Source organism: Pseudomonas putida (assembly GCF_016406145.1).
GTDB lineage: Bacteria > Pseudomonadota > Gammaproteobacteria > Pseudomonadales > Pseudomonadaceae > Aquipseudomonas > Aquipseudomonas putida_E.
The window spans coordinates 4,663,210-4,678,562 of the sequence record NZ_CP066306.1 but is presented as its reverse complement, the minus strand read 5'-3'; the positions used below and the strand labels follow the sequence as shown (position 1 = coordinate 4,678,562).

Here is a 15,353-nt window from a genome sequence, read left to right as displayed (position 1 = left end):
CGTCAAAGTCGCTGTAAGCGGTGGTCTTGCAGAGCATAGCCCTGTTCGCGGTAGAAACGGAATCGTTCGCGGGCCGATTGGCGGATATCCGCTTGCTCGACAACGATTTCGGCAACCCGCTCGAATTGCCCGACAAAGCCGGGCACATCAGCGCCCAGGTTTATCAGAAGGTCCCGATGCTCGCCGGCGTTGTCGGCCAGACCCAGGGCCACTGTGGCGTCGGCATGTGCCTCCGCCAGGTCGTGGGGTACGAACGCTTCGCCCTTGAAGCGCCACAGGCGTTGGTCCAGCTCGCTGCGCTGCTCGGCGTCCTGGCAATGCAGGTAGACCCGGTGGCCGAGGCGCCAGGCCTTTTCGCACAGCTTGCAGGCGAAATCCAGCCGTGCCGACAGCGAGTCGGTGGGCAGGATGTAGAAATCGACTTTACTCATGGTTCGCTCTGCCGGCCGGTGACGCCTTGGGGCGTCACCGGCCTCACGGCATCAGGCGCTGGCGCGGTCGAGCAGGTATTGGGTGAGCAGCGGCACCGGGCGGCCAGTGGCTCCCTTGTCCTTGCCCCCGCTGACCCAGGCGGTGCCGGCGATGTCCAGGTGCGCCCAGTTGTAGGCTTTGGCGAACCGCGACAGGAAGCAGGCGGCGGTGATGGTGCCGGCCTTCGGCCCACCGATGTTGGCGATGTCGGCGAACGGGCTGTCCAGCTGCTCCTGATACTCATCGAACAGCGGCAGCTGCCAGGCGCGGTCGTCGGCGCGCTTGCCGGCGTCGAGCAACTGGCCGATCAGCTCGTCGTTGTTGCCCAGCAGCCCTGCGGTGTGGCTGCCGAGGGCAACGATGCAAGCGCCGGTCAGGGTCGCGATGTCGATCACCGCCTGTGGCTTGAAACGTTCGGCGTAGGTCAGTGCATCGCACAGCACCAGGCGGCCTTCGGCGTCGGTGTTGAGGATTTCAACGGTCTGCCCGCTCATGGTGGTGACGATGTCGCCCGGCCGGGTGGCGTTGCCGCTCGGCATGTTCTCGGCGCAGGCCAGGATACACACCAGGTTGATCGGCAGCTTCAGTTCAAGCACGGCGCGCAGGGTGCCGAACACGCTGGCGGCGCCGCACATGTCGTACTTCATCTCGTCCATGCCGGCACCGGGCTTGAGGCTGATGCCGCCGGTGTCGAAGGTGATGCCTTTACCGACCAGCACGAACGGTTTGTCGCTCTTCTTGGCGCCCTGGTATTGCAGGACGATCAGGCGTGGCGGCTGTTCGCTGCCCTGGCCGACTGCGTAGAACGCGCCCATGCCCAGGTCCTTGATCTTCTTCTCGTCGAACACTTCGACCTTGAGGCCTTTGTGAGCCTTGCCCAGCTCCTTGGCCTGCTCGGCCAGGTAGCTTGGGTGGCAGAGGTTCGGCGGCAGGTTGCCCAGGTCGCGGGTGAAGGCCATGCCGGTGGCGATGGCGGTGGCGTGCCGTGCCGCGCGCTCCACTTCGGTCAGGCCGGCCTTGTCGGCCAGCAGGGTGATCTTTTTCAGGGCGCGTGGCTCGGCTTTCTGGCTCTTGAAACGGTCGAACACGTATTCGCCATCAAGCAGGGTTTCGGCCAGCAGGCGATATTTGCCGTAGTGGGCATCACGGTTGCTGACGGCGATGTCGTCCAGTGCCAGTACTGCGTCGCTGCCGTTGAGGCCTTTCAGCACGCCGGCAACGCTGGCGACCAGTTTGCGCCAGGCGCGGTCACCGAGGGCTTCGTCCTTGCCGCTGCCCACCAGCAGTACGCGCTCGGCCTTAAGGCCAGGCAGGTTTTGCAGCAGCAGCGTCTGGCCTGGCTTGCCGGCCAGGTCGCCACGCTTGAGCACGGCACTGATGGCGCCGTCGGTGGCCAGGTCGACAGCTTTGGCAACGGCGCCGAGCTTGCGCCCTTCGCCGACCGGTACGACCAGGGTGGCGGTTTTTACGGATGCAGCAGCTACGCTTTTTACAACCAGTTCCATGTCAGGGTCCCCGAATGATCTGTGCAGTTGGCGCTTTGAGTTCTTGCGCTCTGGGCGGGCCTGGCCGCGTGGTCGCGCGCCAGTGGAAAAGCTGCCAGTTTGAGCCTGCGGCAAGCGTGCTGACAACCCCGTTGTCAGCCTTGATGCGCGGCCAAGTGACAGGCGCGGCCATTCACAGGATAATGCGCGCACTTTACAAGGAGGTTCGCCCCCGGCGAACCGGCATTGGTCTTGGCTGTCGTAAGCCTTTGTTTGGCAGTCCGCCCCTGACAACCCAGGAGTGTCTGGTTTGATCGTCTTTCGTTATCTCTCCCGCGAGGTCCTGGTGACCTTGAGCGCCGTCAGCGCAGTGCTGCTGGTGATCATCATGAGCGGGCGTTTCATCAAGTACCTGGCCCAGGCGGCCCAGGGCGTGCTCGACCCGAGCGTGCTGTTCCTGATCATGGGCTTCCGCCTGCCCGGTTTCTTGCAACTGATCCTGCCATTGGGGCTGTTCCTCGGCATCCTTCTGGCCTATGGCCGGCTGTATCTGGAAAGCGAGATGACCGTGCTGTCGGCCACCGGCATGAGCCAGCAACGCCTGCTCGGCCTGACCATGGCACCTGCGGCACTGGTCGCCTTGCTGGTGGCCTGGCTGAGCCTGAGTCTGGCGCCGCTGGGCGTTGCCCAGGTGCAGCAGATCATTGGCCAGCAGGATGCCCTGACCGAGTTCGATACCTTGGTGCCGGGCCGCTTCCAGACCCTGCGCGACGGTTCGCGGGTGACCTACACCGAGGAGTTGACCGATGATCGCAGCAACCTCACCGGTGTATTCATCTCCGAGAAGCGCTTCAACCAGGACAAGACCAAGGACCGCGCACCGTCCGTGCTGGTAGCCGAAAAGGGCCACCAGGAAGTGCAGGCCGACGGCAACCGTTACCTGGTGTTGCAGAATGGCTACCGCTATGACGGCAACCCTGGCCAGGCCGATTACCGGGCGATCAAGTACGACACCTACGGGGTGCTGTTGCCCAAGCCTGAAGTCAGCGAGGAAGTGACCGAGCGTGAAGCCATTCCTACCTCCCAACTGATCGGCAATGCCGGGCTACGCGAACGTGCCGAGCTGCAATGGCGTATCTCCTTGCCGATCCTGGTATTCATCGTGACCCTGCTGGCAGTGCCGCTGTCCCGGGTCAATCCGCGCCAGGGCCGCTTCCTCAAGCTGCTGCCGGCGATTCTTCTGTACATGGCCTACCTGACGATGCTGATTTCCGTACGTGGCGCTCTGGAGAAAGGCAAGCTGCCGATCGCCCTGGGCATGTGGTGGGTGCATGGGCTGTTCCTGCTCATCGGCCTGGGCCTGATGTACTGGGAGCCGTTGCGCCTCAAGCGTGCCGCCCGTCGTGCGGAGGTGGCCCATGGTTAAGCTCGACCGCTACATCGGCCAGAGCGTGCTGATGGCCATCCTGGCCGTGCTGGGCATCATTCTGGGCCTGGCTTCGTTGTTCGCATTCATCGATGAGATGAGCGATCTGAGCGATACCTATACCGTCATGGATGCTGGCTGGTTCACATTGCTCACGGCGCCCCGCCGGCTCTACGACATGTTGCCGATGGCGGCACTGATCGGCTGCCTGATCGGCCTGGGCAGCCTGGCCAGCAGCAGCGAACTGACCATCATGCGTGCCGCCGGGGTTTCCATCGGGCGTATCGTCTGGGCGGTGATGAAACCGATGCTGGTGCTGATGCTGGTCGGCCTGCTGATTGGTGAGTACGTGGCGCCGATCAGCGAGAACAAGGCCCAGGCCGACCGTTCCCTGGCCCAGGGCGGCGGTGAGGCGCAGAGCTCCAAGCGCGGCATGTGGCACCGTCAGGGTGATGAGTTCGTGCATATCAACTCGGTGCAGCCCAATGGCCTGTTGCTGGGTGTGACCCGCTACCGCTTCGATGACGAGCGTAAGATCGTCACGTCGAGTTTCGCGCGCCGGGCGCGTTATGAGAACGATCATTGGGTACTCAGCGATGTCAGCACCACCTACTTCCGTGGCGATCACACCGAAGTGGTGAAGAGCTCGGAAGAACGCTGGGATGTCTCGGTGACCCCACAATTGCTCAATACCGTGGTGCTGGCCCCGGAGTCGCTGTCGATCACCGGGCTGTGGGACTACATCCACTACCTGTCCGACCAGGGCCTGAACAATGCCCGTTACTGGCTGGCGTTCTGGACCAAGGTGCTGCAGCCGGCGGTGACTGCGGCCTTGGTGCTGATGGCGATTTCGTTCATCTTCGGGCCGCTGCGTTCGGTAACCCTCGGCCAGCGTGTGTTCACTGGCGTGCTGGTGGGGTTTGTATTCCGTATTGCCGGCGACCTGCTTGGCCCTTCGAGCCAGGTGTTCGGCTTCCCGCCGCTGTTGGCGGTAGTGATCCCGGCTGGTGTGTGTGCACTGGCCGGCTTATGGTTGCTGCGCCGGGCGGGATGATGGCCTGATGATGCGAGAAAGCCGACCTCAGGGTTAATGCCAGTCAGGTAATCGTTTTGGGGCCGCAAAGCGGCCCTAACAACGCCAACTGACTGGCTTATTTCTTCTGTTTCGGTACCCGCACCAACTGTGTCTGCGAGTAAATGTCATGCCAGCCGCGCTTGCGCTTGTCGATCAGTGACCAGAAGAACCCCAGCCCCAGGCACAGCCATGAGGCGATCGACACGATAAAGCGCAGCAGCGCCTGCCACAGGCTGATTGCGCTGCCATCAAGGTTTTGCACGCGCACGCCCCATACCTGCATGCCCAGGGTCTGCCCGCCGTGGGTCCAGAACTTGGCAAAAAAACCGAACAGCGCAAACAGCAGGATTGTCGACAGCAGCGGGTCGCCGTCCAGCGCACCAGCCTCGGTCAGTTCGCGCATGCGTGCCTCGCCGATGATCGCCATCTGGATCATCTTGTAGGCCCCTGCGGTGACGATCAGCAAGGCCGTACACAACAGGAAGTCGTAGAACATCGCCGCCAGGCGCCGGCCCAGGCCGACCGGCGGGAAATCACCTTGGGGTGAAAGCAGAGGCTTGGGCATGCAGGACAGCTCCGAATGGCGAAGCCGCTATTCTACGGGCAAAAAAAAACCCCTGCACTGGGCAGGGGCTTTCTTCTAAGTCGCGACCGGCTTAGCCGAGGACTTGAACCTTGTCAGCCTGCAGGCCTTTTTGGCCCTGAACTGCTTCGAAGGTGACCTTCTGGCCTTCTTTCAGGCTCTTGAAGCCGTTGCCCTCGATGGCACGGAAGTGCACGAACAGATCAGCACCGCTTTCTGGGGTGATGAAGCCGTAACCTTTCTCGTCATTGAACCACTTGACGGTACCGTTCTGACGCTCAGCCATTGTCTTATTTCCTATGAAGCTTAAATTTTAATGACAGTTACTTTCACGTTATCAAAAGTGAAAGAGTACTGGGCTGGGTTGCAGGAAAGTAAGTCACGTCGAACGGGTTGTAGCAGATTGCGGCTACTGGCCCAGGTCACGAACTGTTGCGACCCATGCAAACACAGTGCAATGACTCTACGCCAACTCCCAAGAAAAAAACAAGCCCTTGGTCAGCTGGAAAATCGGGCTTTTTTCGATAACTGTACATTTCATCGCAAACGGCATGGCGCCTGGCCTGGCGCCATGTTCATAAGTTATGGGGCAGGTTCGGAAACGAATAAGTCGACCTGCTCGCAAACCTCATGTACCGCGTTCAACCGCGATAGTAACGTTGCGCCACAAAAGGCGTTTTGCTGACTTTCAGGGCAACCTTCTTGCCGCGCACCAGGGCAAACAGTGAAGTGTCCAGCGCGCCATGTTCGATCTCGACATAACCCATTGCAACCGGTGCGCCAAGTGTCGGGCCGAAGCCGCCACTGCTGACTTTACCTACGGGCTTGTCAGATGCATCGACAATCTCTGCGCCTTCGCGCACGGGCGTACGTTCCTGTGGCAGCAGGCCAACACGCTTGCGGGCCACGCCGGCTTGCTGCTGGGCAAAGACCACATCGGCACCAGGGAAGCCGCCAGCGCGCGCCCCGTCGGCGCGGCGGACCTTGGACACGGCCCAGAGCAGGCTGGCCTCGACCGGCGTGGTGGCGGTGTCCATATCGTGGCCATACAGGCACAGGCCCGCTTCCAGGCGCAGAGAGTCGCGCGCGCCCAAGCCGATCGGCTGCACTTCAGGCTCGGCCAGCAGGCGGCGGGCCAGTGCTTCGGCGGCCTTGGCCGGAACCGAGATTTCATAACCGTCTTCGCCGGTGTAGCCCGAGCGGCTGACGAAGCAGTCTTCGCCCAGCAGGCTGACTGGGCGCAACTGCATGAAGGTCATGCCGGCTACTTCCGGGGCCAGGCGCGCGAGCACGGTGACTGCGGCCGGGCCTTGCAGGGCGAGCAGGGCACGTTCCTCGAACAGTGGCTGAATCTGGCAACGGTCCCCGATATGCTGCTGCAGGTGGGCCAGATCCTGCTCCTTGCAGGCGGCATTGACCACCAGGAACAGCGTGTCGTCGCCCAGGTTGGCAACCATCAGGTCGTCGAGGATGCCACCTTGCTCGTTGGTGAACATGGCATAGCGCTGCATGCCCACTGGCAGGTCGATGATATCCACTGGCACCAGGCTTTCCAGTGCCTGGGCGGCATTCTTGCCACGCAGGATGATCTGGCCCATGTGCGAGACATCGAACAGGCCGGCCTGCTCACGGGTGTGCAGGTGCTCCTTGAGCACGCCCAGCGGGTACTGCACCGGCATGTCGAAGCCGGCGAATGGCACCATGCGCGCGCCCAGTTCCAGGTGCAGGGCGTGTAGCGGGGTCTTGTGCAGTGTTTCGGACATCGGTGACTCCTTGGTTTTGTTGTCGGGTCAACATTCAATGATGTTGACGGCCAGACCGCCGCGGGCGGTCTCCTTGTATTTGCTTTTCATGTCGGCGCCGGTCTGGCGCATGGTGCGGATGACCTTGTCGAGCGACACGTAGTGCTGCCCGTCGCCACGCAGGGCCATACGCACCGCATTGATGGCCTTGACCGAGCCCATCGCGTTGCGCTCGATGCAGGGCACCTGTACCAACCCTCCGATCGGGTCGCAGGTCAGGCCCAGGTTGTGTTCCATACCGATTTCGGCAGCGTTTTCCACCTGTTGCACGCTGCCGCCCATCACTTCGCACAAGGCGCCGGCTGCCATTGAGCAGGCCACGCCGACTTCGCCCTGGCAGCCGACCTCGGCCCCGGAGATCGAGGCGTTTTCCTTGTACAGGATGCCGATGGCCGCGGCCGTCAATAGAAAACGCACGACGCCGTCTTCACTGGCACCGGGGACGAAGCGCATGTAGTAGTGCAGTACTGCCGGGACGATGCCCGCGGCACCGTTGGTCGGTGCAGTGACCACGCGCCCGCCGTAGGCATTTTCCTCGTTGACCGCCAAGGCATAGAGGTTGACCCAGTCAAGTACCGACAACGCATCGCGCAGGTTGGCCTCCGGGTGCTGGCTGAGTTGACGGTACAGTGCCGGTGCCCGGCGTTTAACCTTCAGCCCACCCGGCAGGATGCCCTCGTGCCGGTAGCCGGCTGCGACGCAATCCTGCATTACCTGCCAGATCCGCAGCAGACCCGCACGGGTTTCGGCCTCGGGGCGCCAGGCCGCCTCGTTGGCCAGCATCACCTGGCTTACCGAGAGGTGATGGGCGGTGCAATGCCCGAGCAGTTGCTTGGCGGTCTTGAACGGGTAGACGAGTACGGTGCTGTCCTCGACGATGCGGTCTTGCCCGGCGGCCTCTTCGTCGACCACGAAACCGCCGCCCACCGAGTAGTACTCCCGGCTGCGGATTTGCAGGCCGGCGGCGTCGAAGGCGCGGAAGATCATGCCGTTGGGGTGGTACGCCAGTGGCTTGCGGATCATCGCCAGGTGCTGCTTCTCGATGAAGGCGATGGTGTGTTCACCGAGCAGGTGCAGATGGCCGCTTTCACGGATTGCCTGCAGACGGGCGGGAATGGCTTCGGTGTCGACGGTATCGGGGTGCTCGCCTTCCAGGCCAAGCAGCACCGCCTTGTCGCTGCCATGGCCTTTGCCCGTAGCACCCAGCGAGCCGTACAGCTCGGCCTTGACGCTGGCGGTGCTGGCCAGCAGGCCGTCACGGCGCAAACCTTCGGCGAAACGCGCGGCAGCGCGCATCGGGCCGACCGTGTGGGAGCTGGAGGGGCCGATGCCGATCTTGAACAGGTCGAAGACGCTCAGTGACATGGTGCTTCCTCCTGACATATCCGGTTAACCCTTTGGGGCTGCTGCGCAGCCCATCGCCGGCAAGCCAGCTCCCACAGGTTCAGCGCTGCTTCCACGACGGGTTGCAGTACCGGTGGGAGCCGGCTTGCCGGCGATGGGCCGCGAAGCGGCCCCAGGCGGTCAGGCGTCCTGATAGCTCTCGATCGACGGGCAGGCGCACACCAGATTGCGGTCGCCGAACACGTTGTCGACCCGGCCCACAGGTGGCCAGTACTTGCCTTCCACCAGGCTTGGCAGCGGGTACACCGCCTGTTCGCGGCTGTAGCCGTGGCCCCACTCGCCAGCCAGCTCGGCAGCGGTGTGCGGAGCGTTCTTCAGCGGGTTGTCATCCTTGTCCAGGCTACCGTTCTCCACGGCGCGAATCTCTTCGCGGATCTGGATCATCGCGTCGCAGAAACGGTCCAGTTCTTCCTTGGCCTCGCTTTCGGTCGGCTCGATCATCAGCGTACCGGCCACCGGGAAGGACATGGTCGGGGCGTGGAAGCCGAAGTCGATCAGGCGCTTGGCCACGTCGTCGACGCTGATGCCGCTGGTATCCTTGAGCGGGCGCAGGTCGAGGATGCACTCGTGGGCGACCAGGCCATTGCCGCCGGTGTACAGAACAGGATAGTGCTCTTCCAGGCGGCGGGCGATGTAGTTGGCATTGAGGATCGCCATCTGCGAGGCACGCTTGAGGCCGGCACCGCCCATCATGCGGATGTACATCCAGGTGATCGGCAGAATGCTGGCGCTGCCGAACGGTGCGGCGCATACCGCCCCGTCACGGTTCTGCAACTGAGCGTGGCCGGGCATGAACGGCGCGAGGTGCGACTTGACGCCGATCGGGCCGACGCCTGGGCCGCCACCGCCGTGCGGAATGCAGAAGGTCTTGTGCAGATTCAGGTGCGAGACGTCGCCGCCGAACTTGCCCGGTGCGCACAGGCCGACCATGGCATTCATGTTGGCGCCGTCGATGTACACCTGGCCGCCGTTGTCGTGAATGATCGCGCAGATCTCGCCGATCGCTTCTTCGAACACGCCGTGGGTCGACGGGTATGTGATCATGATCGCGGCCAGGCGCTCACGGTGCTCGATGGCCTTGGCGCGCAGGTCCTCGACATCGACGTTGCCACGCGCGTCACACGCGGTGACCACGACGCGCATGCCGGCCATGTGTGCGGTTGCCGGGTTGGTGCCATGAGCCGAGGAGGGGATCAGGCAGATGTCGCGATGGCTTTCGCCGCGGCTGCGGTGGTAGGCGCGGATGGCCAGGAGGCCCGCGTATTCGCCCTGGGAGCCGGCGTTAGGTTGCAGCGACACGGCGTCATACCCGGTGGCGGCGCAGAGCATGGCTTCCAGCTCGGTGGTCATCTGCAGGTAGCCCTGGCTTTGCTCGGCCGGCGCGAACGGGTGCAGGTTGCCGAACTCGGCCCAGGTCACCGGGATCATTTCACTGGCGGCGTTGAGCTTCATGGTGCACGAGCCCAGCGGGATCATGCTGCGGTCCAGCGCCAGGTCCTTGTCGGCCAGGCGGCGCAGGTAGCGCATCAGCTCGGTTTCGCTGTGGTAGCGGTTGAACACCGGGTGTTCGAGGATGGCCGACTGACGCAGCAGGGCGGCAGGCAGGCGCGAACCGGTGCTGGCGGCCAGGGCGGCGAAGTCCGGTTGTGCCTGTTGGCCACCGAACAGCTGCCACAGCGCCTCGACGTCAGCCTGGGTGCTGGTTTCGTCGAGCGACAGGCCCAGGTGGGCGGCGTCGATCTGGCGCAGGTTGATGCGCTGGGCGCGTGCCTTGTCGTGCAGGCCTGCGGTAGCGTTGCCGGTGGCCAGGGTCAGGGTGTCGAACGCGGTTTCTCCGACCACTTGCACGCCAAGGGTTTTCAGACCGGCAGCGAGGATCGAGGTCAGTGCGTGGGTGCGTTCGGCGATGCGCTTGAGGCCCGCAGGGCCGTGGTATACGGCGAACATGCTGGCAATGTTGGCCAGCAGCACCTGGGCGGTGCAGATGTTGCTGGTGGCCTTCTCGCGGCGGATATGCTGCTCGCGGGTTTGCATGGCCAGGCGTAGGGCAGTCTTGCCGAACCGGTCGATCGATACACCGACCAGGCGGCCCGGCATGTCGCGCTTGAATGCGTCGCGGGTGGCGAAGTAGGCCGCGTGCGGGCCGCCAAAGCCCAGCGGTACGCCAAAGCGCTGGGCGCTGCCGATGGCAACGTCTGCTTCGAACTCGCCCGGTGGGGTCAGCAGCGTCAGGGCCAGCAGGTCGGCGGCCACGGCGACAAGGGCGTTGGCGCCGTGCAGGCGCTGCACCAGCTCGCGGTAGTCGAACACCTCGCCATTGCTGGCCGGGTATTGCAGCAGTGCACCGAAGAAGGCGCTGACGTCATCGAGTTCACGCTCGTCGCCCACCACGATCTCGATACCCAGTGGTTCGGCACGGGTACGCAGGACGTCGAGGGTCTGCGGGTGGCAATGCACCGAGGCGAAGAAGGCATGGCTGGCCTTGTTCTTCGACAGGCGCTTGCAGAAGGTCATGGCCTCGGCTGCCGCGGTGGCTTCGTCGAGCAGGGAGGCGTTGGCGATCGGCAGGCCGGTCAGGTCGCTGATCAGGGTCTGGAAATTGAGCAAGGCTTCCAGGCGGCCTTGGGAGATTTCGGGCTGATAAGGGGTGTAGGCGGTGTACCAGGCCGGGTTTTCCAGCAGGTTGCGCAGGATCGGCGCCGGGGTGTGGGTGTTGTAATAACCCTGCCCGATATAGCTCTTGAACAGCTGGTTTTTACCGGCGATAGCTTTCAGCGCAGCGAGGGCATCGGCCTCGCTCTGGCCGTCTTCGGCGCCCAGTACGCTGGTGCCCTTGATGGTGTCGGGGATGACTGCGGCGGTCATGGCCTCCAGCGAGTCGAAGCCCAGGGTGGCCAGCATGGCCTGCTCGTCCGCGGCGCGTGGGCCGATGTGGCGGGCGATGAATTCGTTGGCGGTGCCGAGGTTGATGGTCATGGTCGGGTTCCTCAGGCGTCGTCGTTGGCTTTGATCAGGCGGTCGTAGGCGTCCTGGTCGAGCAGGGCAGCCACTTCGTTCATGTCGGCCGGAATGAAACGGAAGAACCAGCCTTCGCCCAGGGGGTCTTCGTTGACCAGCTCAGGGCTGTCGTTCAGGCCGTCGTTGATGGCGACCACTTCCCCGCTCAGGGGCATGTACACGCCGCTGGCGGCTTTGACCGACTCGACGGTGGAGGCTTCGGCACCTTTGTCGTATTGCTGCAGCTCCGGCAGTTGCACGAAGACCACATCGCCGAGGGCGTTCTGGGCGTAGGCGGTGATGCCTACGGTGACGCTACCGTCAGCTTCGACGCGCAGCCATTCGTGATCTTCAGTGAAACGCAACTCGCTCATGGGGAATCCTCGGGAAGCAGGGCGTTGGGCGCGGTGGGTTCGCGCTCTTGGGTTGGGATTCCCTTAGCAATAATGCGGCCACTCGTAAAAAAATCTTATAAAACAATAAGTTAAATATTGTTCGTCATCATTTTGCAATTTTTTTGGAATGAAAACGATACAGTTGGCGAGAAAGGAAAAAGAGTTTGGGGATCAAACCCTTGCACAGACGGATCTGAAGGGGTTTGTATTGATTTCAATACGGTGTATTGAAATCAATACAATGAGGCGTTTGGGCTTAGCCCGCAACGAAAAACGGCAATGCCAGGTACAGCTTGATGACGATGACATTGATGATGTCGATGAAGAATGCTCCCACCATCGGCACCACCAGAAACGCCAAATGCGAAGGCCCGAAGCGGTGGGTTACGGCTTGCATGTTGGCGATGGCGGTTGGCGTGGCACCCAGGCCGAATCCGCAATGCCCGGCTGCCAATACCGCTGCGTCGTAATTGCTGCCCATGACCCGGAAGGTGATGAAGATCGCGAACAGCGCCATGAGCAACGTCTGTGCGGCCAGGATAATCAGGAAGGGCAGGGCGAGTGCCGCCAGGTCCCACAACTTGAGCGACATCAGTGCAATGGCCAGGAACAGCGATAGGCTGACGTTGCCCAGCACTGAGATTTCACGCTCGAATACCTGATACAGACCCAGCGCTGAAAGCACGTTGCGTAACAACACCCCGACAAACAAGACGCAAACGAATGTTGGCAGTTCGAACGCCGTGCCCAGTAGTTGGCCATTCAACAGGGTGCCGCCGAGCAGGCTGACTGAAATCAGCGCTAAAGTCTCGATGAACGAGAAGGGTGTGATCAGGCGTTCTTTTTCGGGCTCTTCAAATCCCTTGGGCAAGTGAGGCGTTGCTTGGTCCACGCCAGGGATCTTCACACGCTTGATCAGCAGGCGGGCGACCGGGCCGCCGATCAGGCCGCCCAGCACCAAGCCAAAGGTGGCGGAGGCCAAGGCCAGCTCCGAGGCGGAGGCCAGGCCATATTTTTCGCTGAAGGTACTGCTCCAGGCCGCGCCCGTGCCGTGGCCGCCCGACAGGGTGATGGAGCCGGTCAGCAGGCCCATCAACGGGTCCAGCCCCAATGCCGTGGCCAGACCGATGCCCATGGCATTCTGCACCAGCAGCAAGCCGGTCACCACGACCAGGAAGATGCCGACCACGCGCCCGCCTTTTTTCAAACTGGCGAAGTCTGCGTTCAGTCCGATGGTGGCGAAGAACGCCAGCATCAACGGTGCTTGCAATGAAGTATCGAATTGCACTTGCAGGTCGAAGCTGCGTAACACGAGCAGGATCAGGGCAACGACCAGGCCGCCTGCAACAGGTTCGGGAATATTGTAGGTTCGCAGGACAACGACACGAGTCACCAGGCCATGGCCCAGTAACAGCACCAGGGAGGCGGCGACCAATGTGCCATAGAAGTCGAGTTCAAGCATGAGAGGCGCTCTCTCCATAACAAAGAAGAGCGTCATTTTCGCAGCAGTGCTTGTTGAAGTATTGGCTGCGCCCGTAGGACTAGTCTGAAACCTGATAACGTAAAGTTCTAATCCTTGCCCGGAATACCATGAAATGCGGGATGGAGAGTGGGAGCGGGCCGATCATTAGATTTAAAGCCCCTTCTCGGAGTAATCCGAGAAGGGGTGATGGTTGCATCATTAAATTTTCGCTTTGGGAATTCCATACTTACGCAACCGCTGGGCTATCGCGGTATGCGAAGTCTGCAAGCGCCCCGCCAGTTGCCGGGTCGATGGGTAGCTGGCATATAACCGTTGCAGCAGTTCACGTTCGAAATCCCCCACCGCCTGTTCCAGGCTCGCGACCTCGCCATCCTGGCCACGCGCCACCGATGTCCCGGCGATGTCCAGATCGCCGATGTCGACCAGGTTGCTTTCACAGATGGCGGCGGCACGGAAGATCACGTTTTGCAGCTGGCGCACGTTGCCCGGCCAAGGGTTGGCCAGCAATGCCGAGTGCGTAGCCGGGGTCAGTCGGCAGGCCGGGCGCTGGATCTGCGTGCAGGCCTGCTGCATGAAGTAGTGCGCGAGCATCAGAATGTCCTGGCCACGGTCGCGCAAGGGCGGCACCTGCAGGTTGAGCACGTTGAGGCGGTAGAACAGGTCTTCCCGGAAGGTGCCTTCGGCGACCATGCGTTCCAGGTCGCGGTGGGTGGCGCTGATGATGCGCACATCCACCTTCACCTCGCGGTCGCCGCCCACCCGGCGGAAGCTGCCGTCACTGAGAAAACGCAACAGCTTGGCTTGCAAGTACGGCGACATTTCGCCGATCTCGTCGAGAAATACCGTGCCCTGGTTGGCCAGCTCCATCAGCCCGGGTTTGCCACCGCGCTGGGCGCCGGTGAAAGCGCCTGGGGCGTAGCCGAACAGTTCGCTCTCGGCCAGGCTCTCGGGCAGCGCGGCGCAGTTGAGGGCCAGGAAAGGCGCCGCTTGCCGGCTGCTGATGGCATGGCAGGCACGGGCCACCAGTTCCTTGCCGGTGCCGGTCTCGCCATGTACCAGCAGGGGCGCATCCAGGGCCGCTACGCGCAGGGCGCGGGCCTTGAGGGTGCGGATCGCAGGGGACTCGCCGAGCAGCGCATCGAAGCCTTCGGCGTGGTCGTGGTGCAGGGCCGACAGGCGCTCGCCCATGCGGTTGGGCGGGTACAGGGTCAACAGGCCGCCGGCGTTGGTGATGGGCGTGGCATCGAGCAGCAGGCTCTGGCCGTTGAGCTGCATCTCGCGCATCGGCAGGTGGAAGTTGTTGTCCAGCAGCGCCTGCAGCAGGCCGGGGTCGCCGAACAGTTCGCCAACAGACCGCCCCGCTGACTCACGCCCGCACAGGGCGATCAGCGCGGGGTTGGCCAGCAGCACCAGGCCTGCGCTGTCGACGGCCAGCACCGGGTCGCTCATGGCGGCGAGCAGGGCATCGAGCTGCAGGTGGCGGCGCTGGCCAGGGAGGATATCGACCACGTCTACCGACTGTACCCCATGTACTTCGAACAGCGCGTCGTGCAGTTCTTCGAGTACGGCGGGGCTGAGGGTCGGAGCGTCGATGTAGACGTTCGGCGGCACCATCTCTACGGCGTCCAGGTTGAGGTTGCGGGCACCGAGCAGGGCGAGGACTTCCTGGGTGATGCCGACGCGGTCGATGAAGCTGACATGGATGCGCATGGGGAGGCGGGGGGTTATGGCCGGGGAGGGCAGTAGTATGCCTTGGGAGCAGTGGTAAACCCAATTGCCGGCAAGCCTGCCCACAGGTACTCCGCAGAACCTGAGACAGCGGGGTACCTGTGGGAGCCGGCTTGCCGGCGATTGGGTTTACTCTAAATGTTCAGGCTTGATCGAATCGCCGGACTTCACATCCAGTTTGGCGCGGATGTCCTCGAACATCTGGTCGTAAATCTTGTGCGGTGAACCGAGCGTTTCGAATTTCTTGTGCGGTGGCAGGTGTGACTGGGCCTTGCGGCTTAGCACCATCAAAAAGCTCGGCAACACCTGATCTTTGGGCAGGTAAAACTTTTCATCTACCGGCTTGCCTTCGATGCTGCCATGCAAGCGGAACTGGATACCCCGACCTTCCCTGGGATCCTGAGTCGCTTCGTACTCGATGTTGAGGTCGTAGCTGTGGTCATTGGCGTTCAGCGCAGTGCGCTCGATATGCACGTGACCAGGTTGGTACTGGGCCATGGCGGAA

The 15,353-nt window shown here is 62.6% G+C and carries 13 protein-coding genes; 2 read left to right on the top strand and 11 right to left on the bottom strand.

Annotated elements, in window-relative coordinates:
• Positions 1 to 2 precede the first annotated feature (2 nt).
• Both JET17_RS21550 and JET17_RS21545 read right to left on the bottom strand, forming a co-directional pair.
• A complete protein-coding gene (locus JET17_RS21550; protein WP_012316051.1) occupies positions 3 to 431 on the bottom strand; it encodes a DNA polymerase III subunit chi in 429 nt (142 codons plus the stop codon).
• A 51-nt stretch (positions 432 to 482) separates the two neighbouring features.
• A complete protein-coding gene (locus JET17_RS21545) occupies positions 483 to 1,976 on the bottom strand; it encodes a leucyl aminopeptidase (protein WP_012316050.1) in 1,494 nt (497 codons plus the stop codon).
• Between the two features lie 289 nt (positions 1,977 to 2,265).
• Between JET17_RS21545 and lptF the strand changes: the two genes are divergently transcribed.
• On the top strand, positions 2,266 to 3,381 hold the full coding sequence (gene lptF, locus JET17_RS21540; protein WP_012316049.1) for an LPS export ABC transporter permease LptF: 1,116 nt from the start codon (positions 2,266 to 2,268) through the stop codon (positions 3,379 to 3,381).
• A complete protein-coding gene (gene lptG, locus JET17_RS21535; RefSeq protein WP_012316048.1) occupies positions 3,374 to 4,435 on the top strand; it encodes an LPS export ABC transporter permease LptG in 1,062 nt (353 codons plus the stop codon). The genes lptF and lptG overlap by 8 nt, the downstream gene beginning before the upstream one ends.
• 97 nt (positions 4,436 to 4,532) lie before the next feature.
• Here lptG and JET17_RS21530 read toward each other — a convergent pair whose 3' ends face one another.
• The 9 genes from JET17_RS21530 to JET17_RS21490 form a co-directional block, all read right to left on the bottom strand.
• Positions 4,533 to 5,021, bottom strand: a complete 489-nt coding sequence (locus JET17_RS21530) for an RDD family protein (RefSeq protein ID WP_012316047.1) — start codon at positions 5,019 to 5,021, stop codon at positions 4,533 to 4,535.
• 91 nt (positions 5,022 to 5,112) lie between these two features.
• Complete coding sequence (locus JET17_RS21525; protein WP_012316046.1) at positions 5,113 to 5,325, bottom strand: cold-shock protein; 213 nt, start codon at positions 5,323 to 5,325, stop codon at positions 5,113 to 5,115.
• 355 nt (positions 5,326 to 5,680) lie between these two features.
• Entirely contained in the window at positions 5,681 to 6,802 is a 1,122-nt protein-coding gene (gene gcvT / locus JET17_RS21520; RefSeq protein WP_012316045.1) for a glycine cleavage system aminomethyltransferase GcvT, read from the bottom strand.
• Positions 6,803 to 6,829: 27 nt separating this feature from the next.
• A complete protein-coding gene (locus JET17_RS21515; protein WP_012316044.1) occupies positions 6,830 to 8,206 on the bottom strand; it encodes an L-serine ammonia-lyase in 1,377 nt (458 codons plus the stop codon).
• Positions 8,207 to 8,365: 159 nt separating this feature from the next.
• Positions 8,366 to 11,221, bottom strand: coding sequence for an aminomethyl-transferring glycine dehydrogenase (gcvP, locus tag JET17_RS21510; protein WP_012316043.1), 2,856 nt, complete (start codon positions 11,219 to 11,221; stop codon positions 8,366 to 8,368).
• Positions 11,222 to 11,232: 11 nt separating this feature from the next.
• Complete coding sequence (gene gcvH, locus JET17_RS21505; RefSeq protein ID WP_012316042.1) at positions 11,233 to 11,616, bottom strand: glycine cleavage system protein GcvH; 384 nt, start codon at positions 11,614 to 11,616, stop codon at positions 11,233 to 11,235.
• A gap of 277 nt (positions 11,617 to 11,893) precedes the next feature.
• Positions 11,894 to 13,099, bottom strand: a complete 1,206-nt coding sequence (gene gltS, locus JET17_RS21500; RefSeq protein ID WP_012316041.1) for a sodium/glutamate symporter — start codon at positions 13,097 to 13,099, stop codon at positions 11,894 to 11,896.
• Between the two features lie 219 nt (positions 13,100 to 13,318).
• Positions 13,319 to 14,830: a sigma-54-dependent transcriptional regulator gene (locus JET17_RS21495; protein ID WP_042111711.1), complete on the bottom strand. Its 1,512-nt coding sequence runs from the start codon at positions 14,828 to 14,830 to the stop codon at positions 13,319 to 13,321.
• 147 nt (positions 14,831 to 14,977) lie between these two features.
• Positions 14,978 to 15,346: a DUF5064 family protein gene (locus JET17_RS21490; RefSeq protein WP_012316039.1), complete on the bottom strand. Its 369-nt coding sequence runs from the start codon at positions 15,344 to 15,346 to the stop codon at positions 14,978 to 14,980.
• Between the last annotated feature and the right edge of the window lie 7 nt (positions 15,347 to 15,353).